This window comes from Acinetobacter sp. RW6, from assembly GCF_041956835.1.
Classification (GTDB): Bacteria; Pseudomonadota; Gammaproteobacteria; order Pseudomonadales; family Moraxellaceae; genus Acinetobacter; species Acinetobacter calcoaceticus.
Window position 1 is genome coordinate 770,900 of record NZ_CP167121.1, and the last position, 14,738, is coordinate 785,637.

The 14,738-nt window shown below is 38.3% G+C and carries 15 protein-coding genes; 11 read left to right on the forward strand and 4 right to left on the reverse strand.

Annotation, left to right across the window (positions count from 1 at the left end; genetic code table 11):
- Positions 1-22: 22 nt before the first annotated feature.
- The 10 genes from ACB088_RS03540 to ACB088_RS03585 all read left to right on the forward strand — a co-directional run bounded on the left by ACB088_RS03540 (position 23) and on the right by ACB088_RS03585 (position 10,637).
- Positions 23-478 carry a histidine phosphatase family protein gene (locus tag ACB088_RS03540; RefSeq protein WP_209734012.1) on the forward strand — a complete coding sequence of 152 codons (456 nt, stop codon included), beginning with the start codon at positions 23-25 and terminating at the stop codon, positions 476-478.
- Positions 479-500: 22 nt separating this feature from the next.
- Positions 501-1,640 (forward strand): type II secretion system protein GspL, encoded by a 1,140-nt coding sequence (gene gspL, locus ACB088_RS03545; protein WP_375038026.1) that lies wholly within the window; start codon positions 501-503, stop codon positions 1,638-1,640.
- Positions 1,640-2,119: a type II secretion system protein GspM gene (gene gspM / locus ACB088_RS03550; RefSeq protein ID WP_309949260.1), complete on the forward strand. Its 480-nt coding sequence runs from the start codon at positions 1,640-1,642 to the stop codon at positions 2,117-2,119. Before gspL ends, gspM begins: the two co-directional genes overlap by 1 nt.
- 89 nt (positions 2,120-2,208) lie before the next feature.
- Positions 2,209-3,213, forward strand: a complete 1,005-nt coding sequence (locus ACB088_RS03555; protein ID WP_375038027.1) for a quinone-dependent dihydroorotate dehydrogenase — start codon at positions 2,209-2,211, stop codon at positions 3,211-3,213.
- A 6-nt stretch (positions 3,214-3,219) separates the two neighbouring features.
- Entirely contained in the window at positions 3,220-3,807 is a 588-nt protein-coding gene (locus tag ACB088_RS03560) for a CvpA family protein (RefSeq protein WP_092706172.1), read from the forward strand.
- Positions 3,808-3,832: 25 nt separating this feature from the next.
- Positions 3,833-5,374 (forward strand): amidophosphoribosyltransferase, encoded by a 1,542-nt coding sequence (gene purF, locus ACB088_RS03565; protein ID WP_003650754.1) that lies wholly within the window; start codon positions 3,833-3,835, stop codon positions 5,372-5,374.
- A 78-nt stretch (positions 5,375-5,452) separates the two neighbouring features.
- On the forward strand, positions 5,453-7,342 hold the full coding sequence (locus ACB088_RS03570) for a M48 family metalloprotease (protein WP_375038028.1): 1,890 nt from the start codon (positions 5,453-5,455) through the stop codon (positions 7,340-7,342).
- A gap of 100 nt (positions 7,343-7,442) precedes the next feature.
- Entirely contained in the window at positions 7,443-8,090 is a 648-nt protein-coding gene (locus ACB088_RS03575; RefSeq protein ID WP_375038029.1) for a hypothetical protein, read from the forward strand.
- A gap of 11 nt (positions 8,091-8,101) precedes the next feature.
- Complete coding sequence (locus ACB088_RS03580) at positions 8,102-9,067, forward strand: 2-hydroxyacid dehydrogenase (RefSeq protein WP_375038030.1); 966 nt, start codon at positions 8,102-8,104, stop codon at positions 9,065-9,067.
- Between the two features lie 142 nt (positions 9,068-9,209).
- Positions 9,210-10,637 carry a M48 family metalloprotease gene (locus tag ACB088_RS03585; RefSeq protein WP_375038767.1) on the forward strand — a complete coding sequence of 476 codons (1,428 nt, stop codon included), beginning with the start codon at positions 9,210-9,212 and terminating at the stop codon, positions 10,635-10,637.
- Between the two features lie 90 nt (positions 10,638-10,727).
- Here ACB088_RS03585 and ACB088_RS03590 read toward each other — a convergent pair whose 3' ends face one another.
- Positions 10,728-11,174, reverse strand: a complete 447-nt coding sequence (locus tag ACB088_RS03590) for a GatB/YqeY domain-containing protein (RefSeq protein ID WP_133746963.1) — start codon at positions 11,172-11,174, stop codon at positions 10,728-10,730.
- Between the two features lie 25 nt (positions 11,175-11,199).
- Positions 11,200-11,415 carry a 30S ribosomal protein S21 gene (rpsU, locus tag ACB088_RS03595; RefSeq protein WP_001136722.1) on the reverse strand — a complete coding sequence of 72 codons (216 nt, stop codon included), beginning with the start codon at positions 11,413-11,415 and terminating at the stop codon, positions 11,200-11,202.
- Between the two features lie 145 nt (positions 11,416-11,560).
- On the opposite strand from rpsU, the gene tsaD reads away from it, so the two are divergent.
- Positions 11,561-12,571: a tRNA (adenosine(37)-N6)-threonylcarbamoyltransferase complex transferase subunit TsaD gene (gene tsaD / locus ACB088_RS03600; RefSeq protein ID WP_199990481.1), complete on the forward strand. Its 1,011-nt coding sequence runs from the start codon at positions 11,561-11,563 to the stop codon at positions 12,569-12,571.
- Positions 12,572-12,573: 2 nt separating this feature from the next.
- Here the strand turns inward: tsaD and ACB088_RS03605 are convergent, their stop codons facing one another.
- Together ACB088_RS03605 and ACB088_RS03610 are read right to left on the reverse strand one after the other, a co-directional pair.
- Positions 12,574-13,677, reverse strand: a complete 1,104-nt coding sequence (locus ACB088_RS03605) for a DUF6670 family protein (protein ID WP_307011704.1) — start codon at positions 13,675-13,677, stop codon at positions 12,574-12,576.
- Between the two features lie 110 nt (positions 13,678-13,787).
- Positions 13,788-14,669 carry an ATP-binding protein gene (locus ACB088_RS03610; RefSeq protein WP_375038031.1) on the reverse strand — a complete coding sequence of 294 codons (882 nt, stop codon included), beginning with the start codon at positions 14,667-14,669 and terminating at the stop codon, positions 13,788-13,790.
- Positions 14,670-14,738 lie beyond the last annotated feature (69 nt).

The following is a 14,738-nucleotide window of genomic DNA, read 5'->3' on the forward strand; positions in this document are numbered from 1 at the left end:
GAATTATTAACAAGGAATATTTATGCAACTGACATTGGTTCGTCATGGGGAAGCCGCTCCTCCAGTGAATGGTAATGACACTAAACGTCCACTTACTGCTCGTGGGCATGCTCAAGCTAAGCAGACAGCAACATTTTTAAAAGATATTGTTAAGCCTGATATTTTTGTAGTGAGTCCTTTATTGCGTGCTCAAGAGACGTTGGCGCATATTCAAGCTTATTTTAAAGATGTTCCTGTGTTGTTATGCGATAAAATTAAACCAGATGATAATGCCAAAGAAGCAGTTGAGTGGTTGTCTCAGGTTCCTTATGAGTCAATTGTCGTCGTGTGTCATATGAACGTGGTAGGGCATATTGCTGAACTACTGACACATGAAAACTTTAATCCATTTGCACTTGCCGAAGCTCGAATTTATGATCAGGCTGTTATTGCAACTGGTTTATCAACACAGAAAAATAGTTTTATACCCACAATATAATTAAAAGGTCATTTAGCCCATTATGCTGTATTTATGGATGCCTGAAACCAATGGAATATGGCATTGGTCTAACGGAGAAAACTGGTTGCAGGCAGCAAGTCTTGATCAATTAATACAAGACCTGCAATTACATCAAGGAAAAGAAGCTGTCATCTTTTTCCCTAGTCGCCATGCTCAGGTACTCCAGCAGCACATGGCAAAGTCTCATTACAAGCAACTAGGGGCAGATGGTGTTAAATATTTGCTTGAAGAATTTGTAACTTTGCCTATTGATCATATGAAAGTGGTGCATCATTTTTATGCTGATCAACTCACCGTATTGGGAGTGGCAAAAACAACAGTGGAAACATGGCAGCATGCGATGGCTTTGCTGCCTATTAAACTCGTTGCTTTATTGCCAGACTTTCTAATTTTACCGGAACCTCAAGAGCAGCAAGTGGTCTTATGTAATATTGACCAGAAATTACTTGTGCGTGAAAGTAAATGGGTGGGTAATTCGCTAGATGACTTAGCATTGTTTTTGGAGTTTCAACCAGTCGAAGCTCATTATCAATATAGTGGTTTGACAACAGAGCAACTTGAAAGCTTGGTGGCAGCATCGGATGCTGAGCATCATTCTGAATTTATTTATCAATTTCAGGGCGTAGATAAACCTAAACAGCATCCTTTTAATGTTCTACCTAAAGCTAAAGGACAAGAGCATACTATTTCTGGTTATTGGAAAGCGTGTGCTGCTGTTGTTTTAGCAATTATAGTGGTCCAGTTTAGTTATGATTTTTTGCGTTGGATAAAGTTAAGAAATGTGGCTAATCAAACCGCCGAACAGACGATTGAGCAATATAAATATTGGTTTGGCCCTTCTAGTCGGGTAAATGAGCAAAATATAAAAAGCCAATTTGAAAGTCATTTGCGCATGAGTAAGCAAGGGGATGCACAAGCACTTTCTTTATTGAGCCGTGTTGGTCCTATTTTAATGCAAAGACAAATTTTAGCTCAGCAGTTAAATTATGATGCTTCAACACTAACTATGGCATTAAAAGCAAAGTCAGCAGATGATTTGCAAGCTTTAACACAGCAACTTAACCAGCAGGGATTCAAAGCTGAGCTAGGTAATGTTCAAGCTGATGGTGGTGGAGCGATTGGGGTGGTGAAAATACAATAATGAAAATGATAACTCAATTGCAAAACCGCTTTGACCAGTGGATTGAACAGGTCATTCAATATTTAGACCGTTTGACTGTGCGTGAGCGGGTTATGGTGGTCTTTACTACAATTTTTGTTGTGGTTGCCATTGTGGGTGCTTCACTTTGGAAAATGCATTCCTTGGCAGAACAACAGCAAAAACGGTTAAATGATTTAAAAGATTTAATGGTATGGATGCAGAGTAATGCCGTTACCATGAAACCAGCGAATGAACTCGAATTAGGCCAATCGGAAAAGATACAACGAGTAGCTCAGCAACAAGGCTTAACAGTCACTTCTCAACAAAATGGTGAGCAGTTACAAATTATTGTTACTCATCAGAATTATGCAATTTTAGCGAACTTTTTAACCCAACTTGCGCAAATGGGCTTAAGTATTGAAAAAATGGAAATGGTTTCAAGTGATGGACAGATTAAATTAACAGCGACGGTTCAATAACATATTAAAATATGCTGTTCTTAAGCATGGTGTTTTGTGCTACCTGTGCCTATAATATGCCTACCTAAAATCAGTAGACTGTGATTGGTATGTTATATTCACTTGCTCGCCCGATGTTGTTTAGTTTAGCACCAGAGCGTGCCCATGAATTAACATTATCTATGCTTGATAAAGCACATAAGTTCGGCCTGCTACGCCAGAGCGTAGAATCAAAACCGACAACCTGTATGGGAATTGAATTTCCAAATCCGGTAGGTTTAGGAGCTGGACTTGATAAGAATGGTGCACATATTGATTCTTTAGCCGGACTGGGTTTCGGTTTTATTGAAATTGGAACAATTACACCTCGTCCTCAGTCGGGTAATCCACAACCACGATTGTTCCGTATTCCTGAAGCGAAAGCCATTATTAACCGCATGGGTTTTAATAATGATGGTGTTGATAAACTTGTTGAGAATGTCAAGGCTTCCAAATTTAAAGGAATTCTAGGCATCAATATTGGTAAGAATGCAGATACGCCTGTAGAAAAGGCTGTTGATGATTACCTGATTTGTCTTGAGAAAGTTTATAATTACGCTTCTTATATTACCGTTAATATCTCATCTCCAAATACTAAGAACTTAAGAAGTTTACAAAGTGGTGATGCATTAACTGAATTATTGCAAACCTTAAAAGAAAGACAACTTGAGCTTGCCGAGCAATATAACCATTATGTTCCTTTGGTTTTAAAAGTTGCGCCTGATTTAACAGCAGAAGATGTTGAGTTTATTGCAGCGCAATTATTGCAATTTAAAATTGATGGTTTAATCGTTACCAATACGACTTTATCTAGAGAAGGTGTAGAAAATCTTCCTTATGGTAATGAGTCGGGTGGCTTATCAGGTGCGCCTGTTTTTGAAAAAAGTACCGAATGCTTACGTTTATTTGCCCAAACTTTAAAAGGACAAATCCCGTTAATTGGCGTGGGTGGAATTTTGTCGGGTGAACAAGCAGCAGCCAAACAGCAAGCTGGAGCAACACTAGTACAGATCTATAGCGGATTGATTTATACCGGTCCTATATTAGTAAAACAATGTGTTGCAGCCATGACTTAAGTGAATATGAACACAATTGATATCATCATTCTGATACTTTTGCTCATTGGGGGGCTAAACGGTTTGCGACAAGGATTTATCAAAGCCTTTGCGAACTTGGTAGGATGGATCATTGCATTAATTATGGGTGCAAAATATGCTGTCCTTCTTGCGCCGTCCATGTCAGGTTTAAGTCATGATCCGGTTGTTCAAAAAATTGCAGCTTTCGCATTTATCGCACTTATGATCATTGTTTTAACATGGATCGTCACTGCATTTTTAAATGGCCTCTTGAAAAGTCTGAAATTGGGGCCATTAAATCGTTTAGCGGGTGGTGCTTTTGGTTCTTTAAAAGGCTTGTTGGTTGTGTTGATTACAATGCAGGGCGTAGGGCCTTGGGTTGAAAGTTCACCACACTGGAAACAGTCCAAACTTATACAATTTTTACTGCCTTATGCACCTTTAGCGACCGAGTTATCTAAAGATGCAGCAAGTGAGGCATTTCATCAAATAACATCTGGAGGTAGTGCATCAAGCACCCCTTCAAAACCAATGGACGAATCGGAAGATTTAGAAAACCGATCCGACCATTCGACAAAGAATCCTTTTTATTAATTCCTAGCTTGTCTGCGAGGTTGCTATGTGTGGAGTTGTTGGTATAGCCGGTAAATCGCCAGTGAACCAAATGTTGTTTGATGCTTTAACGATGTTGCAACATCGTGGGCAAGATGCAGCTGGAATAGTAACCTGCCATGAAGGCCGTCTTTTCCTTCGTAAGGATAACGGTATGGTGCGTGATGTTTTTCATACTCGTCATATGAGAGCATTACTTGGTAATTATGGTATTGGCCATGTACGTTACCCAACTGCCGGTTCTGCTAGCAGTGCTGAAGCACAACCATTTTATGTGAACTCACCTTACGGTATTACGCTTGCACATAATGGTAATTTAACCAATGCTGAAGACATTCATGATGACCTGTTTAAAACAGATTTACGTCATATGAATACTGATTCTGACTCAGAAGTTCTTTTGAACGTATTCGCGCATGAGTTGCAGAAGAACGGTACTTTAAACCCTACACCAGATGATATTTTCCATACAGTTACTCGTGTACACGAGCGCTGTCTGGGTGCATATGGCGTAGTGGCGATGATTACTGGTCATGGTTTAGTTGGTTTCCGCGATCCAAACGGTATCCGCCCACTCATTTATGGTTCACGTATGACTGAACAAGGCGAGATGGAATACATCATCGCTTCTGAATCAGTTGCTATTACAGCGCTTGGTTTTAAAATTGAGCGTGACATTGAACCTGGTGAAGCAATTTTTATCACTGCTGATGGTGAATTGTTCACAAGACAATGTGCAGCTAATCCAAAATACCGCCCATGTATTTTTGAATATGTTTATTTTGCACGCCCTGATGCCATCATTGACGGAATTTCAGTTTATAAAGCCCGTTTAAAAATGGGTGAAAAGCTTGCTCATAAAATTTTACGTGACTGGGGTGAAGATCACGATATTGATGTGGTTATTCCAATCCCAGATACGAGCCGTACTTCAGCATTAGAACTTGCAAATATTCTAGGTGTTAAGTTCCGTGAAGGTTTTATGAAAAACCGTTATATCGGTCGTACCTTCATTATGCCAGGTCAGCAACAGCGTAAAAAATCTGTACGTCAGAAATTAAACCCTGTTGAGTTGGAATTTAAAGGCAAGAACGTTTTATTGGTTGATGACTCAATTGTTCGTGGTACAACCTGTAACGAAATCATCCAGATGGCCCGTGATTCTGGTGCAAAAAAAGTATACTTTGCATCAGCTGCACCTCAGGTTATGTATCCAAACGTTTACGGTATTGATATGCCTGCTAAAACTGAGCTAATTGCTTCAGAACGCAGCGTAGAAGAGATCCAAGAAATTATTGGTGCGGATCGTTTGGTTTTCCAAGAATTGGAAGACTTGAAAAATGCTGTACGTACTAGCAAAGTGCCTGATCTAACTGAGTTTGATTGCTCTGTATTTGATGGAATTTATGTAACAGGTGATATTGATGGTGCTTATCTAAATAATTTGGAGCAGAAGCGTAATGATTCTGCTAAAAAGAAAAAAGATGGTTACATTGATGTGAATGTTGATGCTGCTTCTGTAGATTTAACAGGAATTAAAGAAGAATAGGAATAGCTGAAAAAAGCGGGTGTTTCCCGCTTTTTTCTTTTATGATGAAACCTAACAATGTAATTGGGATTATTTACATTGAAAGAAGTAAGCCACTATCTAATCGAAAATAAGAATATGGCATGGTCCATCACTATGTGTTTGGTTGCTGTGCTGCTTACTATTTTTATTTTAAATTTAATTTTAGGTTTGCTCGTCCATTTTTTTGATTATAGTCAGCCCATTTGGTGGCACACTTTAAGTCCTTATTTTGTCGCACTATTACTTTTTATTATGGTTTGGTCTGTAGTTACCGAACTTTATATCCTGCGTAAAGGTGGACATTCTTTAGCGAAACAGCTTAAAGCGCGTCGTTTGGTGAAAGAAGAAAGTACCCCAGAAGAACTTGCAGCATTAAAAATTACAGAAAATTTGGCGCAGAATTTCTCACTAAAAGTTCCAACCTTGTATGTTTTGCCTGATGAGGTCGGGGTCAATGCACTCACAGCAGGTTTTCACCCTAAAGATATTGTGATTATTCTGACGTGGGGGGCCTTGCAGAATCTGGATAAACTTGAGCTATATGGCTTATTGGGCCATGAGTTTAATCAGATTTTATCGGGTGAAGCTGTTGAAAACACTAAATTAAAGATTTTATATAGTGGTTTAACAACTTTTAGTCAGTGGGGTAGTAAATTAGCGAAACAGGGTTTTAAACGCTATAGCCCAGGCTATAAACATAAATTTGAAACAGTCTTTGTTGCGGTGGGTGGTGTAATTTGGTTAGCGGGTAGCCTTGGGGTATTGATCACTCGATTTATTAAATACTTAACTCTGAGTGGTCGCACATTTCGTAATGACCAAAAAACAGTACGATTATTAAAAAATAGTTCGAATACTCAGACTTTATTGCGTATTTATGTTCACCATTCGGGTTCTCAAATTCATAGTGCTTATTCAGAATCAATCGCACATATGTGTTTTGCAAACTCACTTAGCCCTCAAAGCTGGATGAATATTCATCCGAGTATTCGTGAACGCATTTATGAATTAAACCCGACTTTGCTTCAAGATTTACAATTAGAAAATTTGAAAAAACTACGTAACCGTCCGTTATTTAGCTTATTTCATTTTTTAGAGGAATCTGAGAAAGAAATTTATATTCCATGGTCATCTCCACAGCCTTTGCCTTTACTAAGGTTGTCGCCTATTAGTTTTGCACTAAATGATGCCATCAAGCCTCTTAGTAGTGATGTGCGTCGCAATAAAAAGCGTCCTGAGTTAATTCAGCGTGCGCTACAAACAGCTACGGGGTCACGTGAGGTGATGGTGGCTATTTTGATGATTCGTCAATATCGAGAATTCATCCCTAAAGATGCGCCAGTTAGCCATGCCATTATCGATGCTTTATTGAATTTGGACGGTCGTATTCATATTCAGATATTCCATGATGCCTGTAAAAACATTGGACATATGCCAGCAAGTATTGCGCGGCAATTTCTCACAAAACTAGCACTCATTATTCAAGAAGATGGCGAGATTGGGTTGCTGGATGCACTTTTGTTAGAACGGGTTAAATATGAACTGAGTTTAATGCCGTTGCATTTACCAACTGCATTTGAAGAAGTAAAACCCCAAATTGTTCGCTTGGTTGATGCTTTACTTCATGTTCAACAAATTAACAGCCCAAATCAGTTAGAAGTCCGTGATCGTATTTTACGTTCTTTGCTCAATCCTGATGAAATGAATATTTATGATGAAATTTCGGATGAGCCTTTAGATCTTGCTGAAATTTTAAATGATATTGCGGGTTTATTGTTACGTGACCGTCTGAGTATTTTAGCGATTGCGGAAATGTGCTTATGGAGCGATCGCATTATCACTCAAGATGAGTTGGATGTACTTGAATTACTTTATTGGCGTTTCGGCTTCGAGACAGAAGAAATTGTTGAGCAAATGCAAAAAAGAAATAGTGTTATGATTATTTAAAAGACATCTACGATTATAAAAACAACTGAACGAAATAAAACACTGAAAAAAAAACTGAAGCCCGTTAGAATGTAGATTGAGTAGAGGTATTGATTCAAACATGATTGGGCAGCAAAGAAATATACTGGCAACTTTAGGAATTGATTTATGGATTCCTAAGACACAGGTGTGCCAAAAAAATAATGCTCAAAGCCTTTGGCGAGATCATGTTGTTGAAGAACCTGAACCGATTATATTGCCTTCTGTAGAACCAGTCGTTCTTGAGCAGCCCACAAAGCCACAAATCAAAGATATTCCAAAAGTTGAACCTGAAATTGTGGCGCCAGTTTCAATAGATGTTCAGCCCGTTATAGCACCTCATAATGAAGTGCAAGCACCTGTAATTAAGATTGCATCATTTGAGTTGCAGGCTTTTTCTCTTGAAAAATGTGTTATTTTTTTAGATGTTACGAATTTAAGTGAAGAAGAAAAACAGCTTTGGAGTAACATACAAAAAGCAAAAATAGGGCAGTATGCTGAATTAAAATGGCCTTTCCCTTTAGTGACTTATCAAGATCAACGGGGCGCTGGTTCATATATACAAGGCTTTTTAGATGCTGTCGCAGCAGAGAAAAAGATATTGTGTCTCGGTGATTGTTCTTATATTCAACATGCAAATATTATTCATTTAGCAAGTTTAAAAGAAATGCTGGAGAAACCACTCCTTAAAAAAAGGTTATGGAAATTAATGCAAGATAACAACGAGTAGTAGGGATTTACATGAAAAAAGTTGTAGTATTTAGCCAAATTGATGAAGAAATTTTGTCTCGATTACAACAGAATTATCATGTTGTAGTTCTTAACCCAAAACTGGGTGATATTAATGAACAAATACGACAACACGTTGTAGATGCTGACGGGATGATTGGTGCAGGACGGTTACTGAATGAAAGTAACCTTGCACCAGCCCAAAAACTAAAAATTATTTCATCTGTAACGGTGGGCTATGACAATTATGATCTGGCTTACTTAAATCAAAGAAAAATCTGGTTATCAAATACGCCTCATGTTTTAACAGAAACAACAGCTGATCTTGCTTTTACATTATTACTAAGCGCTGCTAGAAAAGTTCCTTTTCTTGATCATTGGACAAAGCAAGGTGAATGGAAAAGAACTGTAGGGCCTCAGCAATTCGGTTTAGATGTTTTTGGAAAAACACTAGGAATTATTGGACTTGGCAATATTGGGGCTGCAATTGCTCGACGTGGTTTTTATGGATTTAACATGAATATTGTTTACCATAATCGTCGTGAAAAGCCTGAATTAGCTGAGCCATTAAACGCACAATATCTTGGTTTGGATCAATTACTACAACAGTCTGATTTTGTAGTAACCGCAGTTGATTTAAATAACGAATCGAAAGCTTTAATGGGCAAAGCTCAATTTGAGCTTATGCAAAAACACGCTATTTTTATTAATATTGCGCGCGGTTCGGTAGTTGATGAGCAAGCTTTGATTGAGGCTTTGCAGCAAAATCAGATCTTTGCTGCTGGTTTAGATGTGTATGAAAAAGAACCTTTACAAGATTCAGCACTTTTTAAATTGCCGAACGTAGTCACTTTACCTCATGTAGGTTCAGCTACTGCTGAAACCCGTAAAAAAATGGCAAATCTTGCCTATAAAAATCTGGTTGAGGCTTTAGAGGATAAAACACCTAGATATCTGGTAAACCCAAACTTTATATAAGTGATGAATAACACTTCATTGCAAAACTAGTCGATTTCGAGTGATATAGTAAAAGTCTATTGATTGAACATCATTTTTTATGGTTCACATCAGTAGACTTTTTTTATGGTTTAATTTTAATAGAGAAAAACTTTTGAGATTTTTGCCAGTTATTTTAAGTGCGACTTTTATAGCAAATGCTGCGTATGCACAGTCTTTCGACCCTCGGTCATCTGCGAATCAGGTGGAAATTCCAAATCTTGGAAGTGGGATAGGCTTGCTTGATCAACAAAAAGAAAAATTTATTGGTGAAAAAGTATTCCGTGAAGTTCATAAACAAATGCCAGTTCTCCAAGATATCTGGCTCGAAGACCAATTTTTCCAAGTATTTTCAAGTATTTTGAGTGAGACTCAACTTGGTCAGCCTATTGGTCTAGTTGTAATTAAAGATCCACAAATTAATGCGTTTGCTGTTCCGGGTGGTTTATTCGCGCTTAATACTGGCCTTATTGCTTCAGCTCGCAATATTGATGAAATTGCTGGGGTTATGGCGCATGAAATTGCACACGTATCTCAAAGACATTTTAGTCGTTCGGAGGAAGCCTTTAAGGGGCAAACTTTATTAAGTTTGGCTGGGCTTTTGGCAGGTGTGGCAATCGCAGCACAGGGCGGTGGAGATGCGGGGGCAGCAGTGATGTTGGGAACACAGGCTGCACTAATGGATCAACAATTAACATATAGTCGAAATCAGGAACGTGAAGCAGACCGTATTGGCATGCAATATATGTATGCAGCGGGTTATAACCCTCAAAGTATGGCAGACTATTTTGAAACAATGCACCGTGCGACGAGTCGGGTAAGTTTTTTACCAGATTTCTGGCTGACTCATCCATTGACGACTGAGCGCATGAGTGAAGCTCGACTTCGTGCGAACCAGATGCCTAAAGTCAAAAATCGCATATATGATGCCGATTTTGAAATTTTAAAATGGTACACAATGGTGGTTTCAAATCAGGCTACTGAAAATCAACTACAGAGTTTGGCCTCTCAAAAAAATATTGCTGGTCTTATTGCTTTGGCGGCTTTTTACGTAAAACAAGGTGATTATGCACAGGCACAGTCTACCTTAGATCAAGCCAAATCTAGCGGAAAACCTCTTGTTGCGCTATTGCAGACAGATATTTATCTAGGGCAAAACAAGTTGGATCAAGCCTATACTTCAATTGCTTCTACACAAATGACTATGCCTGAAAATAGAGCTTTTAGCTATAAATTGGCTGAAGTGCTATTACGTCAAGGAAAATTTGCACAAGTTCAAACGCTTGTTCAGCGATTTATTAATAAAAACCCAAGAGATATACAAGGTTGGCAATTTTTACAGCAAGCTGCAAATTTGGATAAGGCAGGAAAGTTGAGAGCAGTTAATGTTTTACGCTATCGGGCAGAAGCTGAATATTGGTCGGGGAGTGAAGAGAATGCAATTAAATCGATGTTGCATGCTCAGCGATTGGCAAAAGACAATCAAACAATGTCGGCTAGAATAGACAGTAGATTAAAACAAATGCAAGATGAGCGACGAATGAAAATCTAAAAATATATCTTTTAAAATTTTCAGATATGCAAATATGCACAAACTAAAAGGAATTTTGGTTTGAAGGAATATAAAATTTAAGAGAGGAAATTAAGCTAATTTAGCTTTAATTTTTGCTGAAACGATAGAAGGATCGGCACGCCCGGCTATGATCGGACGTAGAGAATTCATCACCTTACCCATATCTTTCATGCTAGTTGCTTCTTGAGCAGAAATCGTTTGCTCAATAAGAGAATCAAGCTCTTCCTCAGTCATAGCTTCTGGTAGAAACTGAGATAGAATCTCAGCTTCGGCTTGTTCTTTACTAGCTAAATCATCACGACCAGCACCTTCAAAGGCTTTGATCGATTCTTTACGTTGTTTAATTTGCTTTTCAATGACCGCAAGAACCTGAGCGTCGCCAAGCTCTGTGCGCTCATCAACTTCGATTTGCTTAATTGCTGCTTGTAGACCACGCAAAACCGTCACTGTTGCCATATCTTTGGCACGCATAGAAGTTTTTAATGCATCAGTAATTTGGTTTTTTAAAGTAGTCATAATTCAGCAGTCAATCACAAATTAATTAGTAAAGGCGAGTAGTACGTACAGATTCGCGAGCCAATTTCTTTTGGTAGCGTTTAACTGCAGCAGCTTTTTTGCGCTTACGTTCTTGAGTTGGTTTTTCGTAGAATTCGCGTTTACGAACGTCTGCTAAAACACCAGCTTTTTCGCATGAACGTTTGAAACGACGGATAGCTACGTCAACTGGTTCGCCTTCTTTCAACTTAACTTGTGGCATGTAAAATCCTCTAGATTATGGATAAGATCAAGCACACTATTGTGCCGGATCACAAGTGAAGGTCAGTATTTTACTCATTTACAACTCATATCACAAGTCTATAATAGCGATTGCAATATTTTGACTCATATAAAAGGCAGTTTTGATGATTGTTTTAGGCTTGGAAACTTCTTGTGATGAAACAGGGTTGGCACTTTATGATAGCGAACTCGGCTTACGGGGACAGGTTCTTTATAGCCAGATTAAACTTCATGCCGAATATGGTGGGGTAGTACCTGAACTTGCTTCTCGTGACCATGTTCGTAAATTAATTCCTTTAATGAATCAATTGCTTGAACAAAGCGGAATAAAAAAGCAAGAGATTGATGCAGTTGCTTATACGCGTGGTCCTGGCTTAATGGGAGCCTTAATGACAGGAGCTTTATTTGGAAGAACTTTAGCTTTTTCTTTAAATAAACCTGCAATTGGCGTTCACCATATGGAGGGGCACATGTTGGCACCTCTACTCTCAAGTCAACCACCCGAATTTCCATTTGTTGCCTTATTAGTTTCAGGTGGACATACACAATTAATGGCAGCTCACGGTATTGGTCAATATGAACTCTTGGGTGAGTCTATTGATGATGCGGCTGGTGAAGCTTTTGATAAAGTTGCAAAAATGATGAGCTTGCCATACCCAGGCGGTCCAAATATTGCAAAACTAGCTTTAAGCGGTAATCCGTCAGCGTTTGAATTTCCACGACCAATGCTTCACCAAGGTTTAGATTTTTCTTTTAGTGGTTTAAAAACAGCAGTTTCTGTGCAATTGAAAAAATTGAATGGTGAAAACCGAGACGCGGATATTGCAGCTTCATTTCAAGAAGCAATTGTAGATACGCTTGTAAAAAAATCAGTAAAAGCTCTAAAGCAAACTGGACTGAAACGTTTAGTTATCGCAGGTGGCGTAAGCGCAAATTTACGTTTACGCGAGCAATTAGAAACTTCATTGGGTAAAATTAAGGCACAAGTTTACTATGCTGAACCGGCCTTATGTACTGATAATGGTGCAATGATTGCATTTGCAGGTTATCAACGTTTAAAAGCAGGTCAACATGATGGTTTGGCTGTAACCACAACCCCACGTTGGCCAATGACGGAATTGTCTATTCCTGAATAAAGTTACTCATCTTCAAAGACAGCTTGATTTTCGATATCAATGTATTCGATATAGCCACGGCCTTGAACTTCATTGCCGAAGTAATTACCAGTAAATTTATAGCCACTAGCATAACCACGCCCATGACCATAGCGGAATGGGCAGTCAATTTCTGCCTGAATATTCAAAATAATTTGTTTATTCTCATTTCGAGCAATCCACGAAAAGTATTTCGGAAGTTGCATTTTTTCTCCAGTCGGTGAGATGTAGTCATCGACTTGATGAGAAATAACGTCAAAGCTAATATCTGTATAAATTTCTGCGGGTCGCTCAAGATATCTAATATGCAGGGTGTAAGCTACTGTCTGTCCTGCAATATCTGCTTTAGTAAGAAGAAGTTGAGTGGTCTCGTTTAAATTAATAATTTGATAAGTAAAAAAATCAAGCGGCAGTTTATAAACGTCAGGAAGAAGTTTGTTTATGAAACTATGTGGACCAACTGCTCGTGCATATTCATACGTACAGAGTCCTTCACTTTCAATGCGTTCTGCTTGATAACTTAAAAAGCCTTTAAATTTTGCTAATAAACTAAAATGATCATAAATCGGTGTTTTTATAAACCACGAAACATGTGATGTAACATCAATATCAAAGTCGAAATCAAGCCCATCATAATGTCCATGGATATGAACTTGCGGGAATTTTCCTTGAATTGAAATCTCTTTGCCTAATTCTATTAAGCTTCCATCTTTATTAATTTGTGTCTCTTTGGGAATGATATACGCCTTAAGCAAAGCTTGCTCAACCGCGGCAGTACTTGAAAAGAACGTGGCTGTTTTTCTTGGGTCCTCATTAATTATGTCGTCATGATCAAAGGCTAGCGCACCGGGCGTGCCTAATAAAATCATAATGTTTAAATAACGATGTGGTTCGGGTAAAAGGGGGAAAAAGATACCGTAATGTGTCCAGCTATAATATTTTTCATCAACTCGTGGGCGGATGATATGAGACTGAGTAAAAGGAAGAGTTGAGTATTTTTCTGCTTGATCCAAGGCGCCTTGCACGAGCAATAAGCTTTTACCAAGGACTTTGCTGCCTATAGAAATTTTTGGCAATTGTTTTTTCATATATAAACCTAAATAAGGATAGGACTATCTTTGTTTTAGGTTATGAAAAACAATTGCAAAATCTAAGCGGTTTTCAGGCCAAAGCTAAGGCTTTGCAGGACATTCGTCGTTTAATTGTTAGACAACTGTTTTAAGCCATTTAAACCAATCCAGTGCTTTGAGAACTGGTAAGCAGCACGGCCAGAGCGCTGACCACGCATTTGGCACCAACGTAAACTCTCGGCACGAACTTCATCATTAAAAGGCATATTTGCCTTTTGAATATAATGTTCTACGATTTCTAAATATAAATTCTGATCCATTGGATAAAAAGATAACCACAAACCAAAACGATCTGACAAAGAGATCTTTTCTTCAATCGCTTCTTGAGGGTGTAGTTCAGTATATTGAGGAACATCGACCTTGGTTACAGGTGTATTTTCATGCATGAATTCGGGTAACAAATGGCGACGGTTACTGGTCGCATAAATAATAAAATTACTCGCACCAGATTGTAATGAGCCGTCCAATACACTTTTTAAACTACGATAGTTTTCATCTTCAGCATTAAAAGCCAAGTCATCGCAATATACGATGTATTTTTCAGGTCGATTTTGAATGATTTTTTGAATTTTAGGTAAATCTGCCAAGTCATCACGTTCAATTTCAATTAAACGTAACCCTTGAGGGGCATATTCAGTCAATAAAGCACGAACAATAGATGATTTACCTGTACCACGTGAGCCCGTTAAAAGTACATCATTTGCTGGTAAGCCATTTAAAAATTGGAGAGTATTTTGAATGATTTTTTCTTTTTGGCGCTGAATGCCTTTTAAGTCATCTAAATAAATATTTTTTGGGGTATGGATGGCTTTAAGTTGCTGATTTTCCCATCTAAAAGCAGGTGCAGTAAAATCTGTTTCTTGTTTAGGTTCAGGTAAGACCTGCTGTAACTGATTTAATACAAGTGATAATGTCTGAACTAAATTGTCTGGTAAATCAATGGTAGCCATGGTAAGTCAATCATGTTAAACAGTAATTTACTAGGATACTAACACCGAAATTAACAGGCTGACAAAAAA

What these genes read in the sequence shown, in the direction of transcription:
- ACB088_RS03555 (WP_375038027.1), top strand. Translation starts at nt 2,209, where the DNA reads ATGTTATATTCACTTGCTCGCCCGATGTTGTTTAGTTTAGCACCAGAG.
- ACB088_RS03540 (WP_209734012.1), top strand. Translation starts at nt 23, where the DNA reads ATGCAACTGACATTGGTTCGTCATGGGGAAGCCGCTCCTCCAGTGAAT.
- ACB088_RS03610 (WP_375038031.1), bottom strand. Translation starts at nt 14,669, where the DNA reads ATGGCTACCATTGATTTACCAGACAATTTAGTTCAGACATTATCACTT.
- gspM (WP_309949260.1), top strand. Translation starts at nt 1,640, where the DNA reads ATGAAAATGATAACTCAATTGCAAAACCGCTTTGACCAGTGGATTGAA.
- rpsU (WP_001136722.1), bottom strand. Translation starts at nt 11,415, where the DNA reads ATGCCACAAGTTAAGTTGAAAGAAGGCGAACCAGTTGACGTAGCTATC.
- purF (WP_003650754.1), top strand. Translation starts at nt 3,833, where the DNA reads ATGTGTGGAGTTGTTGGTATAGCCGGTAAATCGCCAGTGAACCAAATG.
- tsaD (WP_199990481.1), top strand. Translation starts at nt 11,561, where the DNA reads ATGATTGTTTTAGGCTTGGAAACTTCTTGTGATGAAACAGGGTTGGCA.
- ACB088_RS03605 (WP_307011704.1), bottom strand. Translation starts at nt 13,677, where the DNA reads ATGAAAAAACAATTGCCAAAAATTTCTATAGGCAGCAAAGTCCTTGGT.
- ACB088_RS03575 (WP_375038029.1), top strand. Translation starts at nt 7,443, where the DNA reads ATGATTGGGCAGCAAAGAAATATACTGGCAACTTTAGGAATTGATTTA.
- ACB088_RS03590 (WP_133746963.1), bottom strand. Translation starts at nt 11,174, where the DNA reads ATGACTACTTTAAAAAACCAAATTACTGATGCATTAAAAACTTCTATG.
- ACB088_RS03580 (WP_375038030.1), top strand. Translation starts at nt 8,102, where the DNA reads ATGAAAAAAGTTGTAGTATTTAGCCAAATTGATGAAGAAATTTTGTCT.
- ACB088_RS03560 (WP_092706172.1), top strand. Translation starts at nt 3,220, where the DNA reads ATGAACACAATTGATATCATCATTCTGATACTTTTGCTCATTGGGGGG.
- gspL (WP_375038026.1), top strand. Translation starts at nt 501, where the DNA reads ATGCTGTATTTATGGATGCCTGAAACCAATGGAATATGGCATTGGTCT.